Origin of the sequence: Paraburkholderia sp. BR10882 (assembly GCF_040948855.1) — a bacterium.
GTDB lineage: Bacteria > Pseudomonadota > Gammaproteobacteria > Burkholderiales > Burkholderiaceae > Paraburkholderia > Paraburkholderia nodosa_A.
Genome location: NZ_JBFPKP010000009.1, coordinates 1 through 26,439, shown reverse-complemented (window position 1 = coordinate 26,439; position 26,439 = coordinate 1). Strand labels below are relative to the sequence as shown.

Genomic DNA, 26,439 nt, shown 5'->3' with positions numbered 1-26,439 from the left:
ACCTGACTGCCATGCACCAGATCAGCGCGATCCTGCCGGTGAAGACGCGGGGACGGCATTATGCCGACAATATCGGCCGTTGCGACATCCTCTTCTCGTCGCTGCGTCACTTCACGACGCCCAGGACGTTTCACCGTTTCGTCATCGTCGTGCCGCACGACGAACTCGAAGAGGTCAAGGGCTACGCGAAAGCGTGGTCCGATTTCCCCATCGAAGTGGTCGACGAATCGCTGTACATGGGCATTTTTGCGGAGTTCTCGCAGCGTCATCAGATCCGCAACTGGCACCGGCAGCAGATCATCAAGCTGAATGCACCCGAATGGATCGAGACCGAGTATTTCCTCGTGCTCGACCCCGACTGCTTCGCCACCCATCGCTTCAGCGCGGATACGCTGATTCTCGACGGTCGGGCCCTCACGCATGTTCAGCCGCGCACGGTCGAGCCGTATTACTGGGAGGCTTCGGCGAAGCTGTTGAATCTCGATCCGCAACTCGCGCGCGACGGCATCTGGTGGACGCCGGCCATCCTGTCGCGCACGTTGTGTCTGAGCCTGCAACAGCGCCTGGCGGCTTTGCACGGCACCGACTGGCGGCGCGTGCTGCTCGCCAATTACGCGCTCGACTGGACCGAATACACGCTTTACTGGCTCAACGCGGAACACGAAGGGCTGCTGGAGCAGTACCACACGGGCCCGAAACCGGGCCAGCGCGCGCTGCACGCCGACGAAAGCGTCTGGTTTGCCGACAAGATGGAAGGCTGGAGCGAGGCCCGCCACCTTGCGCCGGAAAGCGACGGCATGTTCGCCGTGGTCCAGAGCAACACGCACATCTCGCCACAGCGCGTGGTGGAGAAGCTTGCGCCGTATTTCCCGATCACGCTGCAGCCTTACGAGCGCCATGTCGACCCTGCGCTCAAGGGCGCCGAGCTTTATTCGGCCATGGCGCGCCGCGGGCTCAAGCTGTTGAACAAGCTGCGCGGCTAAGCGATCGTTGCGCCTGCAACGAATAGGAAGCGACGCCGGGCGCTTCGTTCATCGCCCCGGCTGCAGGTGGCCCCAGCTCACGAGAATGGCCTGAATGCTGCGCGCGTAGGCATCGCGCTCGTGCGGCGACTCCGAGTGGTATGCGCCAATCGCGCGCCATGTGTTGCCGTATCGCACCATCTTTTGCTTGAGCAGCCAGGCGGCCACGAAAATATTCACGCACGGGTCCGTGAGGGCGCCGTGCGGAATGCCCTCGCGCGAAAGCTCCGAAAAGTGGATCGAGTTGATCTGCGCTTGGCCGACGTCGATCGAGCCGTTCGCATTGTGATTGATGGCCGCCGCGTCGCCTTTCGATTCACGCCACGCTACGGCGCGCAGCACGAGCGGATTCACGCCCTGGTAGGCGCCGGCCTTTTCGAAGCATTCGTCGGCAGGCGGCGCGGCATGCGCGAGCGTCGCGCCGAGCGCCGCGAGGCTCATGATCGCGACCCACGCGCGCATGACTCGCGATCGTAGCTGGCGCAGGGCGTTGGTCTTCTGCTGCATGGGTCGAAGCTCCGGGTTGGGCGTCAATGCGCGACGTCACTGCGCGAGAGCGGAATCGAGTTTCTGCTCGATGTCCTTGAGATAGGCGCGCGAGGTGTCGGAGACAACGAGACGCGGCGTGGGCATGGCGCAGTGGCAATCGCGCTGACGCGTCTTCTTCTTGTTGTGCGACGACGAATGCGGCGCGGGAGCCTCGTCGTCGTCGCCGGTTGCGGGCGGCAGCATGGCGAGCGAGGGCAGCGGCGGATAGACCTTGTCGGCGGCAGGCATGGCGGCAGCGGCAACGACGGTGGCGGCGGGCGCGCTGGCGGCGGGTTGGCCCGCCCAGGCCGCGCTACCAAGGCCGAGTGCAGCGGCGAGAACGATCGGACGCATCGTGTCAGCTCCCAGCATGCATCGGTTCGATCGAGACGCTGTACGTCTGGTTCGCGCCAGCCGTCAGGTTTTCGAGCGTGGGCTTGGGCCCTCGCGCGGGCACGCCCCGCCAGATGGCCTGATTGATGTACTTGAAGTCCTCGCCCAGCGCCGTCACGCGGATCACGGTGGGCTGCTTTTGCGCGGCGGCGAGCGCGCCGGCCTTGGCGAGCACGGCGCTCAGTTGCGGGTCGTGCGCGCCGAGTGCATCGGCGGGAATGTCGAACTTCATGATGACGTTCGACTCGGCGGGTTTCCCGGTTTGCGCCGTAGTGGGCGGCTGCAGTTGCGCGCAGCCTGTCATAACCATTACGGTAAGTAAAAGCAAAACGCGCGTCACGTCCGGGTCTCCAAAAATTCGTGGCGATGTACGCGTTGTCGGCCTCGCGCGCGCGGACTTGATACCCGAGCGGCAAACGTTTGCCAAAAAGAAAGACTTCGCTCGCGCAATGCGGCTTCCCGGAAGGTTGCTCGCGCGCCATGGTGTGTTCGGGCAGGGAACTGCCTCCCCATCTGGCGGGAGGAATGCGCCGCGCGTGCGGCGAATAGGTATGAAGAATGATGAATGGCGGCGCGGCACCGGCCCGGGTGCCGCGCGCCGGCGCTCATTAATTGAGCTTGCCGAGAACCGCCGTGAACTCATCCTTGCTCAAGGCGCGCAGCGTTTGCGTGCGGATATTGCCGAGCGACCCGAGTGCGAGGCCGAACGCCATGAAGCTTTCCTCGTCGGGCGCTTCGATGACCGTGACGATGTCGTACTTCCCGAGCGTCCAGTAGATCTGCTTCATTTCACAGCCAAAAGTTTTGGCGAGTTCCGCTGCCTGACCGGCCCGTTGCGCGCTGTTCTTGACGGCGCGGATACCCTGGTCGGTGAACTGCGCAAGCACCACATAAGTCGACATGACGATTCCCCTTACGATGACATCGAAACGCGGATTACTGGCTTCCCTCGGCCGACCCTTCGGGCCGGATGTTCTGGTTATGGCGGAAAAGATTGTGCGGGTCGTATTTCGTCTTGACGGCGACGAGACGGCTCATGTTCGGACCATAGGCGGCCTCGACGCGCGAGCGTTCGTCGTCGGTGAGGAAGTTCACGTAGACGCTACCGAGCGCATAAGGCGCGGAAGCTTCGAAGAAGCCGCGCGCCCAGGCGACGCAGCGGGCGTCGTCGGCGGGATCGCTCCAGCGGCCGTGCACGTTCATGACGTAGAGCGCGTCGCGATTCGGGTAGGCCATCGCATCGGGCGCGACGCGCAAGGTCGCGCCGCCAATTTGCCCGAAGAATATTTCGCACTCCGGCGAGGGCAGCGCGGCGATGGCGTCGATCAGCGTGTCGATGAGGCCGTCGGGCAGCGCGTCGAGATTGTGCGATTTCCAGTAGTTGCGGGCGCCCGGCGTGAGCAGCGGATCGAACGCCTGCTGCCACGCGGCATAGGGCATCGGCCCGAGATGTTCGCCACACGGCGGTCCGAAGCGCCGCACGGCCTCCACCGCGTTCGGCCCGTTTTCCGGCGGCCCCGAATAGCAGATCGCGAAGACGATGACGGGCTTGCCGTGCACCTCGGGCGGCAGGAACGGCAGCGGCGGCGCGAGACGCGACACGCTCCACACGGTCAGGTCTTCGGGCATCGCTTCGGCCGCTTCGCGGTAGTGTGTCAGCGCTTCTTTCGCGGCGTCGAACGGCAGCACGACCAGTCCGCCGTAGATCTCGGGACCGACGGGGTGTAGCGCGAACTCGAACATCGTCACCACGCCGAAGTTGCCGCCGCCGCCGCGCAGCGCCCAGAAGAGGTCGGCGTTTTCTTCGGCGCTCGCGCGCAGCAGGTTGCCGTCGGCGGTCACGACGTCGGCGGCGACGAGGTTGTCGACCGACATGCCGAAGCGCCGGCTTAGCCAGCCGAAGCCGCCGCCCAGCGTGAGACCCGCGACGCCCGTCGTCGAATTGATGCCGAGCGGCGTAGCGAGGCCGAATGCCTGCGCTTCGTGGTCGAAATCGTGCAGCGTGGCGCCGGGCTCCACATACGCGCGGCGTGTGGCGGGCTCGACTCTGACCGACTTCATCGGCGAGAGATCGATCACGATGCCGCCGTCGCATAGCGCACTGCCTGCGATATTGTGGCCGCCGCCGCGCACGGCGAGCGGTAGGCCGCTTTCACGCGCGAGCGCCACGGTCTGGCGCACGTCGGCGCAACCCCGGCAGCGCACGATGAGCGCGGGGCGGCGCTCGATCATCGCGTTCCAGATTTGCCGGGCTTCTTCGTAGGCCGCGTCGCCGGGTTGCAGGGCTTCGCCGCGCAGCGCGCTTTTCAATGTGGCGATGGTTTCGCTCGACAGGCTCGACATGGCACACCTCTCAATTCAACGGATCGGACAAACGCGCGCCAATAGCCGGACGTGCGTTTTCATGGACTGAACGGAACTGCAGGCGACCGCTTCAATTGTCGAATCAATGCGGCTGACGCACGCGCGTGACGCGGCGTGCGTCCGGTCGGGAAAGCGGGAAGGAAGGGCTTTCGCAAAGGGCGGCGGGGGCCGCCTCTGGCCGGACCGCGAGGGGCCAGGCGGCGAGCGCTTTGTGACAATCTGGATTGCACCCAGGCAGCCACCGAGCCTCGTCGATTCATTAGATAACCTAAATTATGCAGCTTGATAAAAAACGTGCAATTAATTCAGATTATTGTCGCGTCTGGATTCGCTTTAATAGTTTAGCAAGCACAATGCATGGATTCTATAATTTTCACGCGCGCGGCCTGCATGCGTGCCTGTTTTTTACCCGCCCAGCGAGAGGTTCCACCATGACGCGAAAGTACATTGACTGCAGGGAGTTTCCCAGTGAGATGAACTGCACGGTTGCTATCTCGGCGGATTCGGATTCGGAGCTTCTGGAAGCTGCCGTGCAACACGCGGTGAGCGTGCATCGTCACGCCGATTCGCCCGAACTGCGCGCGCAACTCAGCCAGCTCTTTCATGAGGGCTCGCCGCCCGAAATATCGCCACGTTCATGACGAGAAACCGGCCCGGCATGCAATGTGCCGGCCGGTGCGCCTGCCCCCCGAGGCGCACGAGAAAACGCAGCGCCGCAACGTGGCGCTCGAACAGCGCACCGCCGCGCTGCTCACGGCGCAGGCGCGTGCCGCAAGACGGGGCAAAAGGCGTGAACGCCCTCGCTACGCAGTGATTCCTTCGACATCCTGAACCGCAGCATTGCACCGCGCGTCACTCGTCGCGCACGCGCACCGGCAGCTCGGTTTTGTACTCCACGCGGCGCAGCGCCACGGAAGTGTGAATGTCACGCACGCCCTCGATCTTGGTGAGGCGCGTCATGACGAAACGCTCGATGCCCGCAATATCGCTCGCCACCACGCGCAGCATGTAGTCGAACGCGCCCGTCATCAAATAACACTCCATCACCTCGTCGTAGTTCGAGATCGCGCGCTCGAACGCGGCTAGCCGTGTCTCGTTCTTCTTCTCGATTGCCACCGACACATAGGCGTTGACGGGAAAGCCCGCTTTCTCCTGATCGAGCAGCGTGACGTACTGCGTGATGACGCCGCGCTCTTCGAGCATACGGATGCGCCGGTAGAACGGTGAAAGCGAAAGCCCGAGCGATTCGGCGAGGTCGGCCGACTTCACGTGCGCGTCGCGCTGCAGGGCGTGCAGGATGGCCACATCCACGCGGTCGAATTTCATTGGCCAGCTTTCCCTGAAAAAATTGAATTTGGGGCGAGTGTTGCTAATTGATGAACAAAATGTGGCTCAGTTTGGCACGAATCGCCGCTATTGGCTACCTAGAATCCGCTAATACCCACAAGTCGAACAGCGGAGACACCATGAACATGCGAGCCGTCGAGACCGATCGCCAGATCGATACGGACTATCGACTCGAAGACCGCTACCTGCGCGAGGACGGCGCGGTCTTTCTCACCGGCACCCAGGCGCTCGTGCGCATCCTGATCGAACAGGCGCGCGCGGACCGCCTTGCCGGGCTGAAAACCGCGGGTCTCGTCTCCGGCTATCGTGGCTCGCCACTCGGCGGATTCGATCAGGAACTGTGGCGCCAGAAGGCACTGCTCGCGGACTTCGACGTGCGCTTCGAGCCGGGCCTGAACGAAGACCTCGGCGCGACCATGCTGTGGGGCGCGCAGCAACTCGACGCGTTTCCCGGCAAACGTGTGGAAGGCGTGTACTCGATGTGGTACGGCAAGGGGCCGGGCGTGGACCGCACCGGCGACGTGTTCCGCAATGCCAACATGCTCGGCACCGCGCGGCACGGCGGCGTGCTGGCGGTGGCCGGCGACGACCACGCGGCGCAGTCGTCGATGTTTCCGCACCAGACGGACCACGTCTTCGAAGGCGCGATGATGCCGATTCTCTTTCCGGCGTCGGTAGAGGAATACATCGAGTACGGGCTCACCGGCTATGCGCTGTCGCGTTTCAGCGGACTGTGGGTCGGTTTCAAGGCGATTACGGAGACGGTGGAAAGCGGCCGCTCGATGCGCGTGGGCCGCGGCGTGCCGTTGCGTTTGCCCGCGGACATCGCCGTGCCGCCGCAGCGCGGCTTCAACTACGACCCGCAATTGCGCTGGCCGGCGGAGCGCGCCGAACTGGAGCGCCGCGTGCTCGAAGAGCGCCTGCCCGCCGCGCTCGCCTTCATGCGGGCGAATCCGCTCGACCGCGCGTTGCTGCGCCCCGCGCAGGCGCGCGTGGGCATCGTGACGGTGGGCAAGGCGCATGCGGACGTGCTGGCCGCGTTCGAGGCGCTGGGGCTGACGGCCGAGCGCCTCGAACAACTCGGTATCGGGCTTTATAAGGTCGGCATGATCTGGCCGCTCGAAACGGAAGGGCTCAAGGCATTTGCGCGCGGCATGCAGGCGCTTTTCGTCGTAGAGGAAAAGCGCTCGTTCGTGGAGCGGCAGATCAAGGAAGCACTCTTCAACGTGCGGGCCGACGAGCGGCCGTCCGTGCACGGCAAGACGCTCGGCGAGCGCGAGCCGCTGCTGCCCGCCGCGATGGAGTTCGCACCCGAGCAGCTCGCGCACGCACTGCAGCGGTTTTTCCGGCACGTCGAAGTCGATGTGCCGTTCGTCGCTACCGGCGCAACCCATGCGCGTTCGGGCGCGCAGCGCGTGATCGCGCTCGCGCAAGCGCCGCAAGGCGAACCGCTCACCCGCAAGCCGTTCTTCTGCGCGGGCTGCCCGCACAATACGTCGACGCGTCTGCCCGACGGCTCGCATGCCGCGGCCGGTATCGGCTGCCACATCATGGCGCTCGGCGAGGCGGGCAACACGGCGACGTTTTGCCAGATGGGCGGCGAAGGCGTGCAGTGGGTCGGGATGTCGACCTTCACGGACATGCCGCATCTGTTCGTGAATCTCGGCGACGGCACCTATCAGCACTCGGGCAGCCTGGCGATCCGCCAGGCCGTGGCGGCGCGCGCGAACGTCACTTACAAGATCCTCTTCAACGATGCGGTGGCGATGACCGGCGGCCAGCCCGCCGAGGGCGGCCTCACCGTGCATCGCGTGGTGGCGCAGGTCCGGGCCGAAGGCGTGAACGAAGTCGTCGTGGTGACCGACCGGCCCGAGCAGTACGCGGGCTCGCAGGCGTTGCCTGCGGGCGTGACGCTCTTGCACCGCGACGCGCTCGATGCGCTGCAACGCCGCCTGCGCGAGCAGAAGGGCGTTTCGGTGATCGTCTACGACCAGACCTGCGCCGCCGAAAAGCGCCGCCGCCGCAAGCGCGGCAAGCTGATCGATCCGCCCACGCGTGTGGTGATCAATCCGGCCGTTTGCGAAGGCTGCGGCGACTGTTCCGTGCAGTCGAACTGCATCGCGATCGAGCCGCTCGAAACGGAGCTGGGCCGCAAGCGGGCCATCAATCAATCGAGCTGCAACAAGGACACCTCGTGCGTGAAGGGCTTTTGCCCGAGCTTCGTGACGGTGCAGGGCATGGAGCCGAAGCGCCCGGACGCCGCGCGCATTCAGCGCATCGAAGCGGAACTGCGCGCCACGCTCGCACCGCCCGCGCGCGTGCCGCAGGCGCTGGAGCAACACCTGCGCATGGTTGTGACGGGTGTGGGCGGCACGGGCGTCGTGACGATCGGCGCGATCCTCGCCATGGCCGCGCACCTCGAAGGGCGCGGCGCCTCGACGCTCGACTTCACGGGCCTCGCGCAAAAGAACGGCGCGGTGTTGAGCCACGTGCAGATCGCGCAGAGCCGCGGGCTCATCACCACCGCGCGTATCGGCGCTCATGCGGCCAACGTGCTGCTGGGCTGCGACGCCGTGGTGGCGGCATCGTCGGGCGCGCTCTCGCGCCTGCCGGGCAGCGGCGCGCGCGCGATCGTGAACGAGCGCATCAACGCGACCGCCGACTTCGTGCGCGACGGCGATCTGCCCGTGAGCAAAGCCGTGCATCAGGCGGCGATCGAGAGCGCGATGGGCGCGGACGGCACGGTGTTCTGGGACTGCACGGCGGCGGCAGAAGCGATTTTCGGCGACGCCATCGCTTCGAACATGATGATGGTGGGCTACGCGTACCAGTCGGGGCTCGTGCCGCTTAGCGAAGCATCGATCCTGCAGGCAATCGGGCTCAATGGCGCGGCCGTGAAGATGAATGAACGCGCGTTCCTTTGGGGTCGTTTGATCGCACAGGACGCTCGCGCGCTCGAACGCGTGACGGGAGCGGACATAGCGGTCGCTGACACGCCGTTCGATCTCGCTCGCTTCGTGGCCGAGCGCGAGCACGATCTCACGCTGTACCAGAACGCCGCCTATGCGAAGCGCTATCGCGCGCTGGTCGATGCCGTCGCGCAGGCAGAGCGCGCGATCGGAGGGGCGAGCGGCGCGCTTGCGCAAGCGGCGGCACGCCAATACTTCAAGGTGCTCGCCTACAAGGACGAGTACGAGGTTGCGCGCCTGCACACCGATGGCGGCTTCGGCGCGTACCTGTCCGCGTTGTTCGATGGCACGGCGGTCAGGAAGACGTTCCACATGGCGCCGCCGCTCCTCACGCGCCGCGATGCGCAAACCGGGCGCCGCAACAAGATCGCGCTGCGCGGCGTGTGGGCCGAGCCGCTGCTGCGCGTACTCAAGCACGGCAAGGCGCTGCGCGGCACGGCGCTCGATCCGTTTGCACGGCAGCGCGACCGCGTGATCGAGCGCGCGATGATCGGTGAATTCGAGGAAGACGTGCGCCTCGTGCTCGGCAAACTGACGCAGCAGACGCTGGCGGCAGCCGTCGGCCTGCTTGGCGTGCCGGGTGCGGTGCGAGGCTTCGGTATCGTCAAGGAGCGCAATTACGAGCGTTCGCGCGGCGTGCGCGAAAAGTATCGCGCGAAACTGGCTGGCGAGACGGTTTGAAAGATCGGATAACGAATCGATAACCAACGGAGAAGACTCAAATGGTTGTGCAGGACAAGACGTTTTTCATCACGGGCGGCGGTTCCGGACTCGGCGCGGCGGTGGGCCGACACCTGCTCGAACGCGGCGCGAATGTGGTGTTCGGCGATATCGACGTAGCCCGTGCGCGTGACGCGGCGGCGCTCGGCGGCGAGCATGCACTGGCCGTCGAGGTGGATGTGACGCTGGCGGCAAGCGTCGAGGCGGCGATCGCGCTTGCCACCCAGCGCTTCGGTGCGCTGCATGGCGTGGTCAACTGCGCGGGAATCGCGCCGGCGCAGCGCATCGTCGGAAAAGAAGGCGCGCATTCGCTCGATCTGTTCGCGAAGGTCGTGAGCGTCAACCTCATCGGCACCTTCAACGTGATGCGCCTCGCCGCCGTGGCGATGGCGAACAATACGCCGGATGCCGGCGGCGAGCGCGGCGTGATCGTCAATACGGCTTCGGTAGCCGCGTACGATGGCCAGATCGGGCAGTCGGCCTATGCGGCTTCGAAGGGTGGTGTCGTTTCACTCACGTTGCCGGCGGCGCGCGAACTGGCGCGCAACGGTATTCGCGTGGTGACCGTCGCCCCCGGCATCTTCGAAACGCCGATGCTGCTCGCCATGCCCGCCGAAGTGCAGCAGGCGCTGGGCGCGGGCGTGCCGTTTCCGCAGCGTCTTGGCCAGCCCGCGGAGTTCGCGGCGCTCGTCGAGCATATCGTCGGCAACCGCTATCTGAACGGCGAGGTGATCCGGCTCGATGGCGCGTTGCGGATGGCGCCGCGCTGATACCCGGTTTGTGTGGGGCCGGCCGCTGCGGGCACGTTTAAGACCACGTATCGTAGAATCGGAACCATCGACTCACGATATTCGAAAAGCACATGGCCAAGGACGTGACCTTGCGGCAGTTCCGCTACTTTGTGGCGGCGGCGCAGAACGGGCAGTTTTCGATGGCGGCGACGTCCGAGCATGTCTCGCAGTCGGCGATCACCAATGCGGTGCTCGCGCTCGAGGAGGCGCTCGGCACGCGGCTCTTCGTGCGCTTGCCCCAGGGCGTGGAACTGACGCCAGACGGGCAGGACTTCCTCAATCACGCGCGCCACGTGCTGGAGTCGGTGCGCGACGCACTGCACAAGGCGCCGTTTCGCGCGCACAGCTTGCGCGGCACGGTGCGCATGGCCGCCTCCTATACGCTGCTCGGCTACTTCCTGCCAGAACTGCTCGCGCGGTTTCGGGCGACCTATCCCGAGATCGAGATCGATCTGCACGATCTGGACCGGCCGGCCATCGAGGAGGCGGTGCTCGCGGGCAAAGTCGACCTTGGCGTGGCGTTGCTTTCCAATGTGGAGCGGCGCGCGCGCTTCGGTCACCACTTGCTGATGCGTTCGCGCCGCCAGTTGTGGGCCGCGCCGACTCATCCGCTCGCGCAGATGGGCACCGTCACGCTGCGCGACATCGCGCGTTACCCCTATATCCAGCTCACGGTGGACGAGGGCGAGGCCTCGACGCTGCGCTACTGGAAAAAGAGGCGCGTCGCGCCGAATATCGCGTTTCGCACGAGTTCGATGGAGGCGCTGCGCGGGCTCGTGGCGCATGGCTTCGGCGTGACGATACTCTCGGACATGGTGTTCAGGCCGTGGTCGCTGGAGGGCAAGCGCATCGACGCTTGCGCCATCGAGGATGCCATTCCGCAGATGGAAGCGGGCATGTTGTGGCATCCTGGGGCCGTGCTCAGCGATCCGGCGCGAGCGATGCAGCAGTTTTTGATTCATGCTTGCGGGAATTGAAGGGGGCGGCCGCGCTCCTCCACTCACCGTACCTGGGTAAAAACAAGGAAGCGTCATGTCGGCTGTGTCGGCGTTCAAGCTCGTGCTCCTTTCGCTCATCGCCATCATCGCGCTCGAGTTGCTCGCCAAGCGCCTGCGCCTGCCGCCCGCTGCCGCGCTGCTGGTCGGCGGCGCCGCCATGGCCTTCGCGCCCGGCCTGCCGCCCGTGGTGATCGACCCGGACCTCGTCCTCATCGTGTTTCTGCCGCCCTTGCTGATGGACGGCGCCTACTTCTTCGTCTGGTCCGACTTCAAGCGTCACCTCGCGCCCATCCTGCTCTTCGCCATCGGCGCGGTGGCATTCACGACGTGGGCCGTTGGCGTGGTCGCGCATTGGGCCGTTCCGTCACTGCCTTGGGCCGCATGTTTCGCACTGGGCGCGGTGGTCTCGCCGCCCGATGCGGTCGCCGCGAAAGCGGTGCTCGAGCGGCTCGCGCTGCCGCGCCGGCTGATGGTGCTGCTCGAAGGCGAGAGCCTGCTCAACGACGCCGCCGGTCTCGTGCTGTTTCGCTTCGCCGTCGCGGCGGCATTGACGGGCGTATTCAGCGAGCCGAATGCGGCGCTCAGTTTCGTCGGGCTCGCGCTGGGCGGCATTGTGGTCGGCGCTGTCGTGGGCTATGTCGTCGTGTGCCTGCTGCGTCAGCTCCAGGACGAGTATCTGATCATCACCGCCTCCGTGCTGGCAGGCTGGATCGCCTATATCGCGGGGGACATGCTGGGCGTTTCGAGTGTGATCGCCACGGTCACGTGCGGCATGCAGCTAGGCTGGCATCAGCACGAAATCTTTTCGGCCACGGTGCGCAGCCGCGGCACGGCGTTCTGGCAGGTCATGGTCTTCGTGCTCGAGGCGCTGGTTTTCGTGCTGATCGGCCTCTCGCTGCGTGGGGTCATGCTGCGCCTCGGCGGGACGGGCAATGCTGTCGCGCTGCTCGGTCCCGCTGCAATGGCCGTTGTGCTCGCCGTTGTCGTCTCGCGCTGCGTGTGGACGTATGGCATCGAGATCGTCAGGACCGCGCTGCACCGGATGTTACCGACCCGCGTGAAAGCGGCGGACTTTCGTGGCGCAACGGTGGTGAGCTGGGCCGGCATGCGCGGCGTGGTCACGCTGGCCATTGCGCTTGCGCTGCCGGAAGCGATGCCGGGCCGCGATCTCATTCTCTTCGCCGCATTTGCCGTCATTCTGTTCACGGTGCTGCTGCAAGGCACGACCATCGGACCGCTCATCAAGCTGATCAGGCCTGCGAACGATATGGAAGGGGAGGAACCCTACCTCAACGAGCCGCAGGCGTGGGCGCGCCTCGAAGCCGCCCAGCTAGCGGCAATCACGCCGCTCGTCCATGGTCCGGACGGCAGCGTGATCCACCCGCGGCTGCTGGAGCAGTACACGTATCGTGCGAACCTCACGCGCAATTTTGCAAACGCCGAGAGCTATCCGCAGGAAATGCGCACCTCGCACTACGATGTCGTGCTGGCCGCCGTGGAGGCTGGACGCGCGGAGCTGTTGAAGCTGCACCGTGCCGGCCTGATCCACGACGAACTACTGCGCGTGCTCGAACGCGATCTCGATCTGGAGGAGCTTTCGGCGCGACACGGGAGGGGGTGATGCTTCCCCTCGCGTTCTTCAGGCGTGCACGACGAGTGGCGCAAACAGGTTCGAGAGGTCGCGCTGCTCGTCGAGACTCCAGAAAAAACCAAGCGCATCGTCGGCGCGCGCCTTGCCGATCACTGGCACCGCGTTCTTGCGGAACTTCGCTTCGAAGTCGCCGCGCTGCATCGGCCGCGTGGCGAAGCCTGGAATGTCGTCCACGCGCTTCGACACGGTTTGTCCGTCCGTAAGCGTGGCGCTTACGATGGTCGCGTAATATTTCGGATAGAGCCGGGTCAGTTCGGGATCCTCTACAACCTTGATCTTCTGCATGAAGGTGCGGATCTTCGGGTCATGGAGCGCTTCGGTGCGATAGCTCGCCAGGCTGATATCGCCGTCGAACATGGCGCGCGCGGTCACGTAGGGCAGGCTGTGATCGGCAGTCTCGCTCGTTTCGGGGGCCCATTTCTGCGGGTCCATTCCTGCCGAGAAGTAGCCTTCGTGCGAGGTGCGAATCTCCATGCTGACGATACGATCGAGGTCGCCCACCTGTTTCGCCACGTCGATGCCGCCAGCAATCGCCGTTTGCGTGAGCGCCTGCGCAGGGTAGAACTTCACGGCACAGTCGTTGATGCGAAACGGCCGGCCTTTGCCGCCGAAGCTCGCCGTGTCGATGCTGAATGGGCCGGATACCTGCTTGAACAGCCCTGCGTTGCCCTCGAAGATCGGCGCGGGGCCCGTGAGTCCGTCGCGCGCGAGGGCGGCCGAGAACACCGCGTTGCGTGCGGCGTCGGCATCGGCGAGACCCTTCCAGTTCGACATGGTCTGCACACGCGTCTGGTTCAGCGCGAGGTGGCCGTTGAGCGCGAGGTTGACCGCTTCGGCCAGTTGCCGCTCGTCGAGCTTCATGAGCTTGCCCGCCGCGAGCGCGGCCGCGGGCAGGCTGAAGATGGGGTGATCCCAGCCGCGCGAACTGATCGAAGCGGCGTCCATGAGGCGGCAATCGATCTCGTAGGCGAGGGCGATGGCGACGATCAGATCGCGGCCATTCGCACCTTCGGCCTCGGCCTGGGCGAGACATGCGGCGATGTTGTCGCTCGGGTGGCCGATTTCCTTGCCCGCATAGACGTCGTTGAGGTCGTAATAGCGGATGGCCGCACCGTTCGCGAAGGTCGCGAGGTCGGGCGACGTGCGCCGCTGCGTGCCGAGCACGGTTGCGCCCCGGCCGTCGCCGCTCGCGTAGTTGAGCGCAACCTGGCGCGCGATGCCCACGGGTTTCTCGCCGAGCGCGGCGATGCCGCAGCCCAGCGCGTCGGCGGAGTGGGTCTTGACCGCCTCGATCGTACCGGCATCGAGATCGTCGTAGTCAAGCGCGGCGGCGTAAGCCGCAAGCCGCTGCGCGATCGTGGCCGAAGCCGATGCGGAAGCGACCTTCTGAGCGCGCGCCGCGCCGATGCCGCCGAATGTGCCCGCGCCCGCGGCGAGCGCCGTGAGCGACGCCATGAATGCCCGCCGTTGCATGCGGTGTCTCCTTGTTCTTTATTCGTTTCAGGGAAGAATGCGCATCAAACGAGCAGCAGCAGCGCCGCGCCGAACACCACGGTGCCGAGCGGGAACGTCATGACCGTGAAGCCCAGCACGCGCTGCACGCCGATGCCCGCCATCGCGACCACGGGCGCGGCCCAGAAGGGCTGCATCATGTTCGAGACCTGCTCGCCCATGGCGACGGCCATGGTGGTTGCGGGCATCGAAGCATGCAGCGCGATCGCCGCGGGCACGACGAACGGGCCCTGCACGGCCCAGTGGCCGCCGCCGCTCGGAATGAAGAACGTGACGATGAGCGAGCACACATAGCTCCAGAACGGCAGCGTGTGCGTGTTCGAGATCGCGATGAAGAAGTGCGAGATTACGTTGGGCAGGCCCGTGGCGTCCATCATGCCCATCACGCCGCCGTAGAGCGGGTATTGCAGCATCATCGAGCCGGTTTGTTTGGCGGCGTTCTTGACCGCATCCGCGTAAGCGAGTGGATAGCCATGCAGGATCACGCCCGCGATGAACATCACGAAGATCACGGCGTTCACGCCGGAGAACGCTTCGATGTGCTCGATGTGCGCGAGCACGAGGAACGTCACGCCCACGAGGCCGATGAATGCGCTGCCGATCCACGAGTATTCGAGCCACTTCGCGAAGCTCAGCTTGCCTTCGGGACGCTTGCGCGGTTCCGGGTCGGGGTTCTTCTCGATGTCGAGCACGACGGCGTCTTCATCGCGCGGCTTGAGCAGTGCGAGCACGATGGGCGTGGCGACCAGCATCACGACCACGGGTACGAGGTTGAACGCCGTGAACACGGTGTCGTTGAACGGCAGCACTTCGCCCGTGAGCTTTTGCACGACGTTCATCGCGCTGCCCGGCGTGGACTGCGCGAGTGCGATGGAGCTGGAAATGCCGCTCGCCCACACCACCCAGCCCGAAAAGCCCGCGGCGACGATCCACGCGAAGTCCACGTGCATACGCTTGGCCACTTCGCGCGCGAGCAGCGCGCTCACCACGAGACCGAGGCCCCAGTTGAAGAACGAGGCCACGGCTACTAGCAGGAAGGTGAGCGCCGCTGCCTGCACCGGCGTGCGGGCGATGCCCACGAGCGCCTTGAACACGCGCTGCACGGGCGCGGCGTGAGCGAAGGCGTGGCCGGTGACGAGGACGAGCGTGATCTGGAAGGCGAACGTGAGGATATTGAAGAAGCCCTTGTACCACCCGACCACGAGCGTGTTGAGCGTCGCATGCGGGGCGAACATCGCCGAGAGCGCGGCCACGACCGCGGTGATGAGAATCGCGAGCACGAACGGGTCGGGAATGGTGCGCTCGAACAGGCTGATCGTCGCGTCGGTAAAGCGTGTCTTGCGTACGGGTGCGGCGGTAGCGGTGGACTTCACGTTTCGTCTCCTGGTGCTGAAAGTGGCCGCACGTACCTGGCGCGCGGCTGTTTGTATCGGGGGCGCAGTGGCGCTAGTTCATCGGGCGAAGCCGTAGAGTTCGGCGGGGTTGTCGACGAGAATCCGCTTGCGCGCCGCTTCGTCGTCGACCCACGCGCCGAGCAGATCGAAGATCGCGGCGGTGTCGGGCTTGTGCGCCTCCGTCACGTGCGGCCAGTCGCTGCCCCACACGGTGCGCTCCGGCAGCAGCGCGGACCATGCGCGTGCTGTGTCGGCGAGGTCGGCGTAGCCGCCTGCGAGGCCCACTTGCGAATCGAGGTAGGCGCCCGAGAGCTTGACCCATACGCGCCCCGAAGCGGCCAGACGGCGCACCACACCATACGCGCGGTGCGCGGTGCCCGCGGGCAGGGGCAGGCGCGCGAGGTGGTCGAACACCATCTTGCAGGGCAGGCGAGTGAGCAAGGCTTCGTGCTCGACAATCTGGTCGGCGGTCCAGTGCAACTGCACATGCCAGCCGAGTTCGGCAATGCGCTGCGCAAGCGGCTCGACCATGTCGAAGGTCACGACCGCCTGATGCGGCGTGTACAACGTGAAGCGGATGCCGCGTATGCCGCCGCGGTCGAGCATGTCGAGTTCGGCGTCGCTCACTTCGGGGCGCAGGACGGCTACGCCGCGGGCATTGTCGATGCCCAACTGGCGGATCGCGTCGAGCGTCACGCAGTTATCGGTGCCGTAGGGCCGCGGCGTGACGATTACGGTACGTTGCGTGCCGGTGCGTTCCTGTACGCGTCGATAGTCCTCGACCGTCGCGCGATCGACGATATGCGCGCCGTTGCCGGGCGAGGCCGCAAAGCGGCGATCGTAGATGTGGATGTGCGAATCGCACGCGAAGGCGGGCGCCGCTATGCGCGCCCTGGGGGCGTCGATGGTATGGACATGCTGCTCACGCTCCATCGCGTTGTCTCCTTGTTTGCCGCGCGCACCCAAAGGCATGGATGCGCGCGGATGCGGCTTTGTGTATTCAGAGCACGGCGTGCTCGTTTCTCAATCGTTCGATATCGGCATCGCTCCAGCCGGCCTCGCGCAGCACCACATCGGAGTGCTCGCCGAAGGCGGGCGCGGCGATCGGGTCCGGCGCAGGCGTCGCGCCGAAGCGAATCGGCTCGCGAAAGCCGCGATACGCGCCCACGCCGGGATAGTCGTAGCGCGTGACCATCTCCTCTGCGAGCACCTGGGGATCGTCGAACATGTCTTCGACGGTGCGCGCCGCCGCGCAGGGCACCGCCTCGCCAAAATGCGCTTCCCATTCGAGCGCGCTGCGCGCCTGCAACGCGGCGTGCAGTTGCGGCACGATCTCGTCGCGATGCTCGGCACGTTTGCGCACCGAATCGTAACGCTCGTTCTGCGCGAGTGCAGCGAGCCCGGTTTTTTCGCAGAGCGCCTGCCAGAAATGCGGCGTGTTCGCGGAGATGTAGAGCCAGCCTTCGCGCGTGGGATGAATACCGGTGATGCCGCCCGAACGCATGTCGCGGCCAACGTCCTTCGGCTCGTCGTCGGCCCAGATCATGCGCGCGGACTGCATGGTGAGCGCGCTGCGCAGCAGCGAAACGCCCACGTACTGGCCCGCGCCGCTGCGCTCGCGCTCGAACAGCGCGGAGGATACGCCCGCTGCGACGAGCGCGGCGGCGTAGTAGTCGACCACCGAGCCGTAAAGAATCTCGGGCGGGCCATCGCTCTTGCCCTGCAGCGCGCACATGCCCGTCATGGTTTGCAGCACCTGGTCGTAGCCGGCCTTGTCCTTGTTCGGGCCCTGGTCGCCGTAGCCGGTGACTGCGCAGTAGATGAGCCGCGGGTTCACTTCGCGCAGTTGTTCCCAGGCAATGCCGAGCCGTGCCGGCACGCCGGGGCGAAAGTTGTGCACGAGCACGTCGGCCTGTTCGACGAGGCGTAACAGCACCTCCTGCGCGCGGGATTGTTTCAGGTCGAGCACGAGCCCGCGTTTGCCGCGATTGACGCCGAGAAAGGCGCGGCTCTCGGCCTGGAGCGTGGACGGATACTTGCGCAGATTGTCGCCCGTGGGCGGCTCGATCTTGATGACGTCCGCGCCCTGGTCGGCGAGCAGGGTGCAGCCATACGGGCCCGCGATATAGGCGCTCAGGTCGAGCACGCGCACGCCCGCGAGCGGGCCGCGCGGCGCTGCATTCGATGCGGCAGGCTGGCTCATTGGCGCACCCCGCTCGACGTTGCGGATGCAATGAGTCCAAGCCGTTCGGCGCTCTGCACGAGGGCACGGGCGCGCTCGACGAAAGGCGCGTCGATCATCTTGCCGTCCACGACATAAGCGCCCACGCCGTCGCGTTCGGCGTTGCGCGCCGCTTCCACCACGCGCAGCGCGTGGGCGATTTCCTCTTCGGAAGGGCGGAACACGTCGTTGGCGAGCGCGATCTGGCTCGGGTGGATGCAGCTCTTGCCGAGAAAGCCTAGCGAGCGGGCCAGTTCGGCTTCGGCGCGAAACCCTTCGGCATCCTTGATATTCGCGAAAGCCGAGTCGTAGGCGAATACGCCTGCTTCGCCCGCGGCTAGCCGCAGACTGAACATGGCTTGCTGAATGGCCGCCGGGTCGCGCCGCGCGATGCCGAGCGGCTCGAACAGGTCGCCAAGACCCAGTTGAAGGCCCGCCACGCGTGCATGCGCGGAGGCGAGCGTCGCCGCTTCACGCAGCGCGCGCGGCGATTCGACGTTGAGCAACAGCTTCACGGGGCGGCTCACGCCATTGGCGCGCTCCGCGCGCTCGATCGCGGCAGCGGCGGCGCGCACGTCGTCGGCGGATTCGGGTTTCGGCAGATTCACGTAATCGAGGCCCGGTTGAACCACGGCGACGATATCGTCGGCGAACCACGGCGTGTCGAGCGCGTTCACGCGCACGATCAGCACCTTGCCGCGCTCGCGTACGGCGGGCGACACGAGTAGCGTGCGCAGCGCCTCACGCGCTTCGGGTTTACGCGCAGGGGCAACCGAGTCTTCCAGGTCGAACGACAACGCGTCCGCGGCGCTGCCGAGCGCCTTTTCGAACAGTTCCGGGCGCGATGCCGGCACGAACAACTTGCTTCTCATCTCCATGCGTTCCGTATAGATCACCACTGAAGGGCAGTCTACGATCGGCAACGATTTAGATAAACTATGCGAATCTATCTTTAAACCATAGAGAAGCTACGTTTATGGACACCGGTTTCCTGAGTAACCTGCTGCTGGTAGTGGAGAGCGGGTCGATGGCGGAGGCCGCGCGGCGCGTGGGCGTGACGCCCGCCGCGATCGCGCAGCAAATCCAGGCGCTGGAGCGCGAACTGGGCGTGGCGCTCGTCATGCGCGCGGGCCGCACGGTCATTCCCACGGAGGCGGGCCAGCGCGTGGTGGAGCGCGCCCGCTCGCTCGTGCGGGGTTTCGACGAGTTGAAAGCGCTGGCGCAGGAGCAGGAAATGGGCGGCGAGCTGCGCGTGGGGACCATCACGTCGGCGCTGCTGAGCGTGCTGCCCGACGTGCTGGCGCGCTTCGCCGCGGCTTTCCCGCAGGTCAAGCTGCTGATACGCGCGGGCACCTCGATGGAACTCTTCGAAGCCTTGCAGCGCGGCGAGGTGGACGTGGCGATTTGCCTGCATCCCGCCTTCGCGCTGCCGAAGACGTACGACTGGCATCTGCTGCGCGAGGAGCCCATCGTCGTGCTCGCGCCGGCGAAGTTCGCGCGCGCCGATCCGCACGACCTGCTGCGCCGCGAGCCGTTCATTCGCTACGATCGCGCGCTGGGCGGCGGCAAGCAGGCCGACCAGTATTTGCGCCGTGCGAAGATCGCGCCGCGTGAACTGTTCGAACTGAACTCGCTGATGGCGATAGCGCTGATGGTGGATCGCGGTCTTGGCGTCTCGCTTGTGCCCGATATCGGCACGCCGCTTACGAAGGGCTTGCGGCTCGCGCGTCTGCCGTTGGCCGAGGCAACCGAGCCGCGACGCTTCGGCATTCTGTGGTCGCGCGCTCCCGCACGCAGCCGCTTGATTCGCGGGATGATCGAATGTTCCGGCGAGGCGCTGCGCAGGTGAGGGCGCGCGGGCTCTATACGATAAGGATGGCGAAGCGTTGGCCATTTCATCGGCGAATCTTCGTAGTGAATCCGGGCTTCGTGAACGCCGAGATTCTTGAGCGCATCGTGCTGCATCCGCATGAAGGGAATGGGGCGGCAAATGTAGTAGTCGGCGTCGGGCTGCAGGATCGCCTGCTTGATCTGCCCGATGGCTCCCTCCTCCCTGGCGTCCGCTGCGATCAGCGCGCGCGAAGTGATCGAATGCGGGCGCGTCGTTGACAGATCCTGCTTGCGGCAAGCTCGAATTCAACGAGCTGCGGCGGCCGATTTATCCGTTGGATGCAATTTGACCGCCGCAATACGAATACTCAGTAGTCCCTGTTAAATCTCCTTGTTAGTAGCCCTGCACCCAATGCCCCGGAATCCACACCCACTGGTTGCCTTCCCAGCGGTAGTGTCCCTTGGACCAGGCATAGCCCTCGGCGGGTGCGGGCGGCGGCGTCTCGACGCGCGGCGACGGCTCCGGTGGGTGGGCCGGCTCCACGATACATGCGCAAAGCAGGGCGGCGCAGGCGACCAGGGTCACGGGGTGCAGTAGTCTTATCTTCATGGCGGGTGTCCTCCACTGACTGAAATTGGTTGGTTATCCGAACGGCTGGCCCGGCTCGCCGCGTGGGGGCATCCGGGTCCACGTAAAGCGGTGCGCCGTCGTGTTTGCCTGTTCCAACCGTTCATGCCCTTATCAAACCCGTAGCCGCATTTTTTGTGCCCGAATCTCCGAATAACGTCGACGCCGTGCGCTGTGGATCGAGCCCGAGGCTCTCCGCGGCCGCGCCCGCGATCAATGCATCGAGTGAGGCGGTGGGCTTGAGGTCGCGCGACTCGTAGAGCTCCGCGCTGCGCAGCCCCGGCCAGTCGGCCTGTACGCGTCCGCCCGCCACGGCGCCGCCCACCAGCATCGCCACCGAAGCCTGACCGTGGTCGGTGCCGCCCGTGCCGTTCGCCGCGGCCGTGCGGCCGAACTCGGTCGCGACGAGCACCGTGGTCTTGTCCCACGCGGGGCCGAGTCCGTCGCGCAGCGAGGCGAGCATCGTGTCGAGCGCTTTTAGCTGATTCGCGAGCCGCGCGTTCTGCGCGCTGTGCGTGTCCCATCCGCCGGTTTCAATCATGGCGATGCGCGGGCCATCGGGGCGCGCGAGGAAGCTCGCCGCAAGCTTGCCGACGCTCGCGGGGTCCTGGCGGGCGCTTACGTCGCCCGCGAGTCCGCGTGCGTTCATCGCCGAAGTCCAGAGCGCGCGCAACTGCGGATCGCCGTCGTAAAGCGCGGAAACGCGCGTGAGCAGATCGTCGGATGCGCTGGGCAGCGCCGAGGGCGCGTACGAACTCACCTGCACCGTGCCGCGCAGCGCGAGCGGCACGGTAGGCGCGAACGCAATCGCATTTTCGCGCGAGGAAGGCAGCATGGCGGCGAGCCGGTTGAGCCAGCCGTCCTTGACCTGGTAGGGCGCGCGGCCGCCGGTTTCCAGCACGTTCTGTCCGTCGAAGTGGGAGCGGTCGCGATACGGCGAAGCGATCGCATGCACGAAGAGCGCCTGCTTCTCGCCATACATCTGCGCCATCTGCACGAGCGACGGATGCAGCGCGAACGTGCCGTCGAGTTTCGCGGCCTTGTCGATGTCGATGGCGAGCGGGCCGCGCAGCGTGGCGTAGGCCGGCTCCGCGTAGGGCACGACAATGTTCAGCCCATCGGCCGCGCCGCGCTGGATCACGAACACGAAGCGGCGCTCGGTTTCGACGCTGGCGAACACGATCTGCGGCGCGACGAGCATCGCGCCCGCGCCGGCGGCGGCGACGCGCAGGAAATGGCGGCGGGAAACCATGGCGGTTATCTCCTCAGGAAATCGGGCGAGACGAGCAGCAAGGCGATCGCAGTCGACGCGCTTTCGGCATGCGCGACCGCGGTGGCGGTGGGCGCGCTGAGCGTGGCGCCCATGAGCGTGTTGCCGAGCGTGCGCGGGTCGAGCCGGTCGCCCACGCGCGCCGAGAAGCGCTGCGCGACTTCCACGCGGCGCACGAGCGCATCGGGCGCGGCCCAGCTTGCCGCGATGTCGTCGTAGCCGGCGGGCGAGCCTGGCCGCCACACCGGCTGGCCGAGTTGCGTGAGCAGCGGCGCGGCGTTGATCTCGCCGGCGTCGCCGGGTTCGCGCCAGCCGAGACCGCGCATCGACGAAACGGTCCACTCCCACGGTGTCTTGAACTTCGCGTCGACGGGTGCCCACGCCTGCGGCGCTTCAACGAGCGCGCGATACACGGTGGGCAGATCGCCGCCGCTTTGCTCGAAGGCGAGTGCGAGACGCTCGGTGAGTGCGGGCGGCGGATTGTCGGCGACGAAGTGGCGGGCGAGCTGGAACGCAATATGGCGGCTCGTGGCGCTCGCGTGCGCGAGGTCGTTGAGGATGGCAAGCGCCTGCTGCTCGCCCGGTTGATCGTAGCGCTTGCCCATCACGGTGCGCGTGCCCGGCTCGTGCAGCGCGGGGCGAAATACGAAGCTGCCGGGCGCGGCATTGCCGGGCTGCGGCCCGCGTAAACCCGCCACGCTCCAGCCCGTCAGCGCACGTGCGAATTCGGTCACGTCGTCCTGCGTGTAGCCGGTGCGCACGCCGAGCGTGTGCAGCTCCATGATCTCGCGTGCGAGGTTCTCGTTGAGGCCGCGCTTGTGCGCGGGGTCGCGTTGATCGGCGCGCAGCGCGGCGCGGCTGTCGGGCCCAACGGAGCGCGTCTGATCGAGAAAGAGCTGCATGGCAGGGTGCTGCTCGACGGCGACCAGCATGTCCGCGAAATTGCCGAGCACGTGCGGCCGGATCGCTTCCATTTCGAATGCGCCCGCAATGCCTGCAATCAATGCCTTGTCCACCGATACGGCGAAGTGGTTCGACCAGAAGTGCACGAGCCGTTCGACGAACGGCGTGTCGCTCTGCAAGGCGCTCGTGAGGCGCGCGTTGACCGCGCTGCGGTAGATGCCCACGCTCTCGCGGCGGATCGCCTGATTGACTGCGCGGCGTGCGGCTTGTTGCGCGTTCCCTTGTGCGTTCGTCTCCGAAGCCGCGCTTGCTGCGGCATTGCCCGCCATACCTTGCTGGCGTTCTTCCCCGAAGCGCGCAGCGAGCGCCAGCGCGCCGGGCTCGTTGCGCCATGCCGCGGGCAGCGGTTCGTATGCCTGGAACTGGCCGAGCAGCCAGCCTCGAGGGTTGGCGGGCGGCGTCTCGTCGGCGCGCGCGCCGAGGCCGAAGCGGTTCATGGCGATCGCGCCGGCGCGGGCATTCGAAAGGCTTTCCATGCGCGGTCCTTGTGCTCGATGGAGCGTTGCGTATTCCCGTTAAACGCTCATCGCACGCGGTATCCGTCGCTGGTCCGCCAAATACTTTACTGGGCGCCGCTCGCCTCGCTTACCGCCTTCTGCGGCTGCTTTTGCTGCTGCGCCGGTAGCCGCCACTGGCCGCGCTTTTCGAGCCCTTCGACGAACTTCACGCGTTCTTCGGGCGTGAGCGTCGCCGCGAAATCGACCACGCCGCGTTCGATTTGCGCGCGCAACGCGCTGTCGGCGGTGCGCGTGCGCGTGAGCGCGGCGTCGATGGCGTTGCGGTCGAGTTGCGGCGCGGCGAGCAGGTCGAGCACCTCGCGCCGACCGTCGCGTCCGTCGCGCGCGTACTGGCTGCCTTCGCGGCGCGAGGACTTGAGCGCCTGGGCGAACTGCTGCTGGCGTTCCGGCGAAAGCGCTTCGGCGGCGAAGCGCAACGCCACGCGCTGCGTCGCCTGCGCCTGCGGCTCACTGCGTACGGCGAACCAGCGCCACGCACCGCCCGCAATTGCGCCGAGCAGAAAAACGTTCAGGACGACCGAGCCGACGAGCAGCGTTTTCCATGAGCAGCCGTTCATTCGTCACTCCCTTCGGCGCCAGGGTTGAGGTTCGATTCGCTCCAGTCCGAACTGGTCCCCCCGAAGCTCGTGCTGAGATACGTCTCGTGGGGGGCGGCGGGCGCCGTGCCGCCGAGCACGACGAACGATATCGTCAGCGCGCCTGCAAGCGCGCCCGCGAGGCCCACGCCCGCGAACGCCGCGCCGGACCACCAGAAGCTGCGGCGCTTCGCGGCGGCAACGGGCTTCATCGGTGCGCCCGCAACGATCTGCTCGAAGAGCGCGCGCCCCGGCGGCGCCACCATGTCGCGGGAGAGCCAGGTGTCGAGCGCCATGGCTTCGTCGAGCGCCGCGTTGGCTTCGGTGCGATGCGCGCGGGCCCATTCGAGCGCGTCTTCTCGCTCGTGCTGCGGCCAGCGTTGCGGGTCGGCGCCATAAGCCGCGACGAGCATGTGGAATCGTTCGGGTGTCATACGGAGTCCTTACCGGCGGCTTCGCCGGCCAGTTGTGCGCGCAGGGTGCGCCGGGCGCGCGCCAGCAGGCTTTCGAGCGCGTCCACCGAAATCTCCATCAGGCTGGCTGCTTCGAGGTTCGAAAGCTCCTGATAGTAAGTGAGTACGAGCGCTTCGCGCTGGCGCACGGGCAACGCCGCGAGTGCGGTGCGCACGCGCTCGTCGCGCGTGCGCGCTTCGATCTGCTGGTCGGGCGAGCCCGCGGGATCGGATGCCGGCTCGCTCACGGCGTGCACGTCTTCCACGGTCTCTTCGCGCCGTCCGCGCAAGCGGTCGTAGCAGAGGTTGAGCGCCACGCGATGCAGCCATGTATCGAATTTCGCTTCGCCCGTGCGCCAGGTGGGCGCCTGTTTCCAGATCCGCACGAACGCTTCCTGAGCGACGTCTTCGGCTTCGCTGTGGTCGCCGAGCATGCGTGTGGCGAGTGCGATGAGGCGCGGCAGCTTGCTCGCGACGAGCGCACGCACGGCAAGCGGATCACGCGCGCCGACACGCGCGACGAGTTCCGCGTCCGGATCGCGTTCGTTCAAGGCCTTCCCGGCCTTGTCGGTCTGCAACGATGGAACCGCAGGCGAACCCGCTGCCGCGCCGTCATAGTCGTTTCCCAGTTTGAAGTCGGGCACTCAGGCCTGATGCCGCTCGAGCGGCATTATGCCCAGTGGCCCGGAATCCATCGCCAGTTCGGGCCGTCCTCGACCCAGTGCCCCGGCACCCAGTTGTACCCCGAGCGGGCTTCTTCCCAGTGGCCCGGTTCCCAGACGTACACGCCCCGGTCCCAGCGCCAGTGGCCGGACTGCCACACGTAACCCTGGCGCGGCGGGGGAGCCGCTTCTTCCCGCGGCGGAGGCGGCGGCGACGTCGGCGCGACCATCACGGGCTGCTGCGGCGGCTCATTGGGCTCGACGACCATGGGCTGCCGTGGCGCCTCATTCGGCTCGACGACCACGGGCTGTGCGAGCGCGGCCGTTGCGGTGGAGGCGAGCAGAGCGGCGGCAAGTGACGAACGCAGTGGTTTGCGGGTCATGATTTCTCTCCCTTGATGCAGAGGGGTCAACAGCCCCTATAAGGACTTAAACGGCGCCGCGGGGAAAATCCGTCGCGGACCATTTATTCACCATGCAATTTCCGCGCTCAGCGGCGAATTTACCGGTCTCGAGAGGGGTTGCTTGACAACTGCAATTTCCGAACCCGAAAGACTTACATTAAGGGTTTCTACTTAATATGAATCGCCACAAAATTGTTAAATTTCTGTCTTAGAATGGACACTCGAGATCGACTGCGGCGATGCAACATTAGTTTTCAAACCATAGGAATACAGCCGCAAGTCAGGCCATCGGGGGTTGGCGCTTTAATTAGTAAGACTAACTAAGGAGTATGAGCTGATGTCCGTTTCCGCACCCGAACAATTCCGCGCGAACTACCAGGCTGGCGTCGCAGCGTTCTTTGCGCTCACGAAGCCCGTTGTCGAGGGCATGCAGGCCGTGATCGACCTCAACGTCCAGGCCAGCAAGGCTGCCATTGCAGAAAGCGAAGCGACGCTCAAGGGCGCCCTCGAAAGCGGCAATCCCGCCGAGTTCCTGACGCAGCAAATTGGTGCGTCGCAGCAAGCCGCCGCCAAGGCCCTGTCGTACGGCCGCCATCTCGTCGACATCGCGACGACGACCCAAAACGAGTTGATTCAAGCCGCCCAGGCGCAATCGGGCGAAAACGAGCAGCGTTTCAAGGACTTCTCCGAAGGCCTGACGCAAAACGCGCCCGTGGGCGTGGAGCCGTTCGTCGCGGCCATGAACTCGACCTTCGCCGCCGTCAACAACGCCGCCGAAACGCTGCGCGGCGTGACCCGCCAGGCCATCGAAACGGCCCAGAGCGGTTTCCAGAACGTCGTGGCTTCCGCCCAGGAAGTCGCGCCGGTCGCGGTCCAGCCGGTTGCCGCCAAGGCCAGCCCGGCCAAGGCCTGATTCGCGTTCCTGCCCGCCGGCAATACGCCACTGCGCGTCGAACACGCGTCTTCGTCGTGAATGAACGACGAAGGCGCGGCGTTTGCCGGCTCAGCTTTCCAGACATCGATTTTTCAGCGCATTTGCAGAGCAGGAGCTCAACATGACTGACATTGTGATCGTTTCGGCCGCACGTACGGCAGTAGGCAAATTCGGCGGTTCGCTCGCGAAGGTGGCGGCGCCCGACCTGGGCGCGATCGTCATCAAGGCCGCGCTCGAGCGCGCGGGTGTGAAGCCCGAGCAGGTGAGCGACGTGATCATGGGTCAGGTGCTGA

26 protein-coding genes and 2 pseudogenes are annotated in these 26,439 nt (G+C 66.0%); 9 read left to right on the top strand and 19 right to left on the bottom strand.

What is annotated here, in order from left to right; genetic code table 11:
* Positions 1–11 precede the first annotated feature (11 nt).
* Positions 12–983 (top strand): DUF6492 family protein, encoded by a 972-nt coding sequence (locus AB3X99_RS22670; protein WP_069263421.1) that lies wholly within the window; start codon positions 12–14, stop codon positions 981–983.
* Positions 984–1,031: 48 nt separating this feature from the next.
* On the opposite strand, the gene AB3X99_RS22665 is transcribed toward AB3X99_RS22670, so the two are convergent.
* The 5 genes from AB3X99_RS22665 to AB3X99_RS22645 form a co-directional block, all read right to left on the bottom strand.
* Positions 1,032–1,484, bottom strand: coding sequence for a lytic transglycosylase domain-containing protein (locus tag AB3X99_RS22665; protein ID WP_069263579.1), 453 nt, complete (start codon positions 1,482–1,484; stop codon positions 1,032–1,034).
* An 81-nt stretch (positions 1,485–1,565) separates the two neighbouring features.
* The gene (locus tag AB3X99_RS22660) at positions 1,566–1,904 is read right to left on the bottom strand and encodes a hypothetical protein (RefSeq protein WP_069263581.1); all 339 of its coding nucleotides are present in this window, start codon (positions 1,902–1,904) and stop codon (positions 1,566–1,568) included.
* Positions 1,905–1,908: 4 nt separating this feature from the next.
* Positions 1,909–2,253: a hypothetical protein gene (locus tag AB3X99_RS22655; protein ID WP_256094614.1), complete on the bottom strand. Its 345-nt coding sequence runs from the start codon at positions 2,251–2,253 to the stop codon at positions 1,909–1,911.
* Positions 2,254–2,551: 298 nt separating this feature from the next.
* Positions 2,552–2,845 carry a GYD domain-containing protein gene (locus AB3X99_RS22650; RefSeq protein WP_069263426.1) on the bottom strand — a complete coding sequence of 98 codons (294 nt, stop codon included), beginning with the start codon at positions 2,843–2,845 and terminating at the stop codon, positions 2,552–2,554.
* Positions 2,846–2,879: 34 nt separating this feature from the next.
* Positions 2,880–4,286, bottom strand: coding sequence for an FAD-binding oxidoreductase (locus tag AB3X99_RS22645; RefSeq protein ID WP_368618199.1), 1,407 nt, complete (start codon positions 4,284–4,286; stop codon positions 2,880–2,882).
* A gap of 452 nt (positions 4,287–4,738) precedes the next feature.
* Between AB3X99_RS22645 and AB3X99_RS22640 the strand changes: the two genes are divergently transcribed.
* Positions 4,739–4,948, top strand: coding sequence for a DUF1059 domain-containing protein (locus AB3X99_RS22640; RefSeq protein ID WP_069263432.1), 210 nt, complete (start codon positions 4,739–4,741; stop codon positions 4,946–4,948).
* 211 nt (positions 4,949–5,159) lie between these two features.
* Here the strand turns inward: AB3X99_RS22640 and AB3X99_RS22635 are convergent, their stop codons facing one another.
* Positions 5,160–5,633 carry an Lrp/AsnC family transcriptional regulator gene (locus AB3X99_RS22635; protein WP_069263434.1) on the bottom strand — a complete coding sequence of 158 codons (474 nt, stop codon included), beginning with the start codon at positions 5,631–5,633 and terminating at the stop codon, positions 5,160–5,162.
* Between the two features lie 140 nt (positions 5,634–5,773).
* Here AB3X99_RS22635 and AB3X99_RS22630 point away from each other — a divergent pair, with 140 nt between their 5' ends.
* The 4 genes from AB3X99_RS22630 to AB3X99_RS22615 all read left to right on the top strand — a co-directional run bounded on the left by AB3X99_RS22630 (position 5,774) and on the right by AB3X99_RS22615 (position 12,753).
* The gene (locus tag AB3X99_RS22630; protein WP_368618198.1) at positions 5,774–9,304 is read left to right on the top strand and encodes an indolepyruvate ferredoxin oxidoreductase family protein; all 3,531 of its coding nucleotides are present in this window, start codon (positions 5,774–5,776) and stop codon (positions 9,302–9,304) included.
* Positions 9,305–9,345: 41 nt separating this feature from the next.
* Entirely contained in the window at positions 9,346–10,113 is a 768-nt protein-coding gene (locus AB3X99_RS22625; RefSeq protein WP_368618197.1) for an SDR family NAD(P)-dependent oxidoreductase, read from the top strand.
* Positions 10,114–10,205: 92 nt separating this feature from the next.
* Positions 10,206–11,111: a LysR family transcriptional regulator gene (locus AB3X99_RS22620; protein ID WP_342948725.1), complete on the top strand. Its 906-nt coding sequence runs from the start codon at positions 10,206–10,208 to the stop codon at positions 11,109–11,111.
* A gap of 55 nt (positions 11,112–11,166) precedes the next feature.
* Positions 11,167–12,753, top strand: coding sequence for a Na+/H+ antiporter (locus tag AB3X99_RS22615; RefSeq protein ID WP_069263442.1), 1,587 nt, complete (start codon positions 11,167–11,169; stop codon positions 12,751–12,753).
* A gap of 18 nt (positions 12,754–12,771) precedes the next feature.
* Here AB3X99_RS22615 and AB3X99_RS22610 read toward each other — a convergent pair whose 3' ends face one another.
* The 5 genes from AB3X99_RS22610 to AB3X99_RS22590 all read right to left on the bottom strand — a co-directional run bounded on the left by AB3X99_RS22610 (position 12,772) and on the right by AB3X99_RS22590 (position 18,782).
* Positions 12,772–14,256, bottom strand: coding sequence for an MmgE/PrpD family protein (locus AB3X99_RS22610; RefSeq protein WP_368618196.1), 1,485 nt, complete (start codon positions 14,254–14,256; stop codon positions 12,772–12,774).
* A 44-nt stretch (positions 14,257–14,300) separates the two neighbouring features.
* Positions 14,301–15,668, bottom strand: coding sequence for a short-chain fatty acid transporter (locus tag AB3X99_RS22605; RefSeq protein WP_368618195.1), 1,368 nt, complete (start codon positions 15,666–15,668; stop codon positions 14,301–14,303).
* A gap of 78 nt (positions 15,669–15,746) precedes the next feature.
* Positions 15,747–16,622, bottom strand: a complete 876-nt coding sequence (locus AB3X99_RS22600) for an amidohydrolase (protein WP_368602608.1) — start codon at positions 16,620–16,622, stop codon at positions 15,747–15,749.
* Positions 16,623–16,689: 67 nt separating this feature from the next.
* The gene (locus AB3X99_RS22595; RefSeq protein WP_368602607.1) at positions 16,690–17,892 is read right to left on the bottom strand and encodes a CaiB/BaiF CoA transferase family protein; all 1,203 of its coding nucleotides are present in this window, start codon (positions 17,890–17,892) and stop codon (positions 16,690–16,692) included.
* Positions 17,889–18,782: a CoA ester lyase gene (locus AB3X99_RS22590; protein ID WP_368618194.1), complete on the bottom strand. Its 894-nt coding sequence runs from the start codon at positions 18,780–18,782 to the stop codon at positions 17,889–17,891. The genes AB3X99_RS22595 and AB3X99_RS22590 overlap by 4 nt, the downstream gene beginning before the upstream one ends.
* A gap of 104 nt (positions 18,783–18,886) precedes the next feature.
* Here AB3X99_RS22590 and AB3X99_RS22585 point away from each other — a divergent pair, with 104 nt between their 5' ends.
* Complete coding sequence (locus AB3X99_RS22585; RefSeq protein WP_368618193.1) at positions 18,887–19,759, top strand: LysR family transcriptional regulator; 873 nt, start codon at positions 18,887–18,889, stop codon at positions 19,757–19,759.
* Positions 19,760–19,818: 59 nt separating this feature from the next.
* Here the strand turns inward: AB3X99_RS22585 and AB3X99_RS22580 are convergent.
* From AB3X99_RS22580 to AB3X99_RS22545, 8 genes and pseudogenes are all read right to left on the bottom strand, one after another.
* A pseudogene (locus AB3X99_RS22580) lies at positions 19,819–19,941 on the bottom strand (nitric oxide dioxygenase); the annotation flags it as partial.
* Positions 19,942–20,134: 193 nt separating this feature from the next.
* A complete protein-coding gene (locus tag AB3X99_RS22575; protein WP_368618192.1) occupies positions 20,135–20,350 on the bottom strand; it encodes a YXWGXW repeat-containing protein in 216 nt (71 codons plus the stop codon).
* Positions 20,351–20,471: 121 nt separating this feature from the next.
* Positions 20,472–21,629, bottom strand: coding sequence for a DUF1501 domain-containing protein (locus AB3X99_RS22570; RefSeq protein ID WP_368618357.1), 1,158 nt, complete (start codon positions 21,627–21,629; stop codon positions 20,472–20,474).
* Complete coding sequence (locus tag AB3X99_RS22565; protein WP_368618191.1) at positions 21,626–23,077, bottom strand: DUF1800 family protein; 1,452 nt, start codon at positions 23,075–23,077, stop codon at positions 21,626–21,628. The genes AB3X99_RS22570 and AB3X99_RS22565 overlap by 4 nt, the downstream gene beginning before the upstream one ends.
* An 86-nt stretch (positions 23,078–23,163) precedes the next feature.
* Positions 23,164–23,676 (bottom strand): periplasmic heavy metal sensor, encoded by a 513-nt coding sequence (locus AB3X99_RS22560; protein ID WP_069263466.1) that lies wholly within the window; start codon positions 23,674–23,676, stop codon positions 23,164–23,166.
* Positions 23,673–24,128, bottom strand: coding sequence for a hypothetical protein (locus tag AB3X99_RS22555; RefSeq protein ID WP_368618190.1), 456 nt, complete (start codon positions 24,126–24,128; stop codon positions 23,673–23,675). The genes AB3X99_RS22560 and AB3X99_RS22555 overlap by 4 nt, the downstream gene beginning before the upstream one ends.
* Positions 24,125–24,724, bottom strand: coding sequence for an RNA polymerase sigma factor (locus AB3X99_RS22550; RefSeq protein WP_256094615.1), 600 nt, complete (start codon positions 24,722–24,724; stop codon positions 24,125–24,127). The genes AB3X99_RS22555 and AB3X99_RS22550 overlap by 4 nt, the downstream gene beginning before the upstream one ends.
* Before the next feature lie 92 nt (positions 24,725–24,816).
* A complete protein-coding gene (locus AB3X99_RS22545) occupies positions 24,817–25,077 on the bottom strand; it encodes a YXWGXW repeat-containing protein (RefSeq protein WP_176732864.1) in 261 nt (86 codons plus the stop codon).
* Between the two features lie 472 nt (positions 25,078–25,549).
* Between AB3X99_RS22545 and phaP the strand changes: the two genes are divergently transcribed.
* On the top strand, positions 25,550–26,125 hold the full coding sequence (gene phaP, locus AB3X99_RS22540) for a TIGR01841 family phasin (protein ID WP_368618189.1): 576 nt from the start codon (positions 25,550–25,552) through the stop codon (positions 26,123–26,125).
* 142 nt (positions 26,126–26,267) lie between these two features.
* Positions 26,268–26,439 (top strand): annotated as a pseudogene (locus AB3X99_RS22535) (acetyl-CoA C-acetyltransferase); the annotation flags it as partial.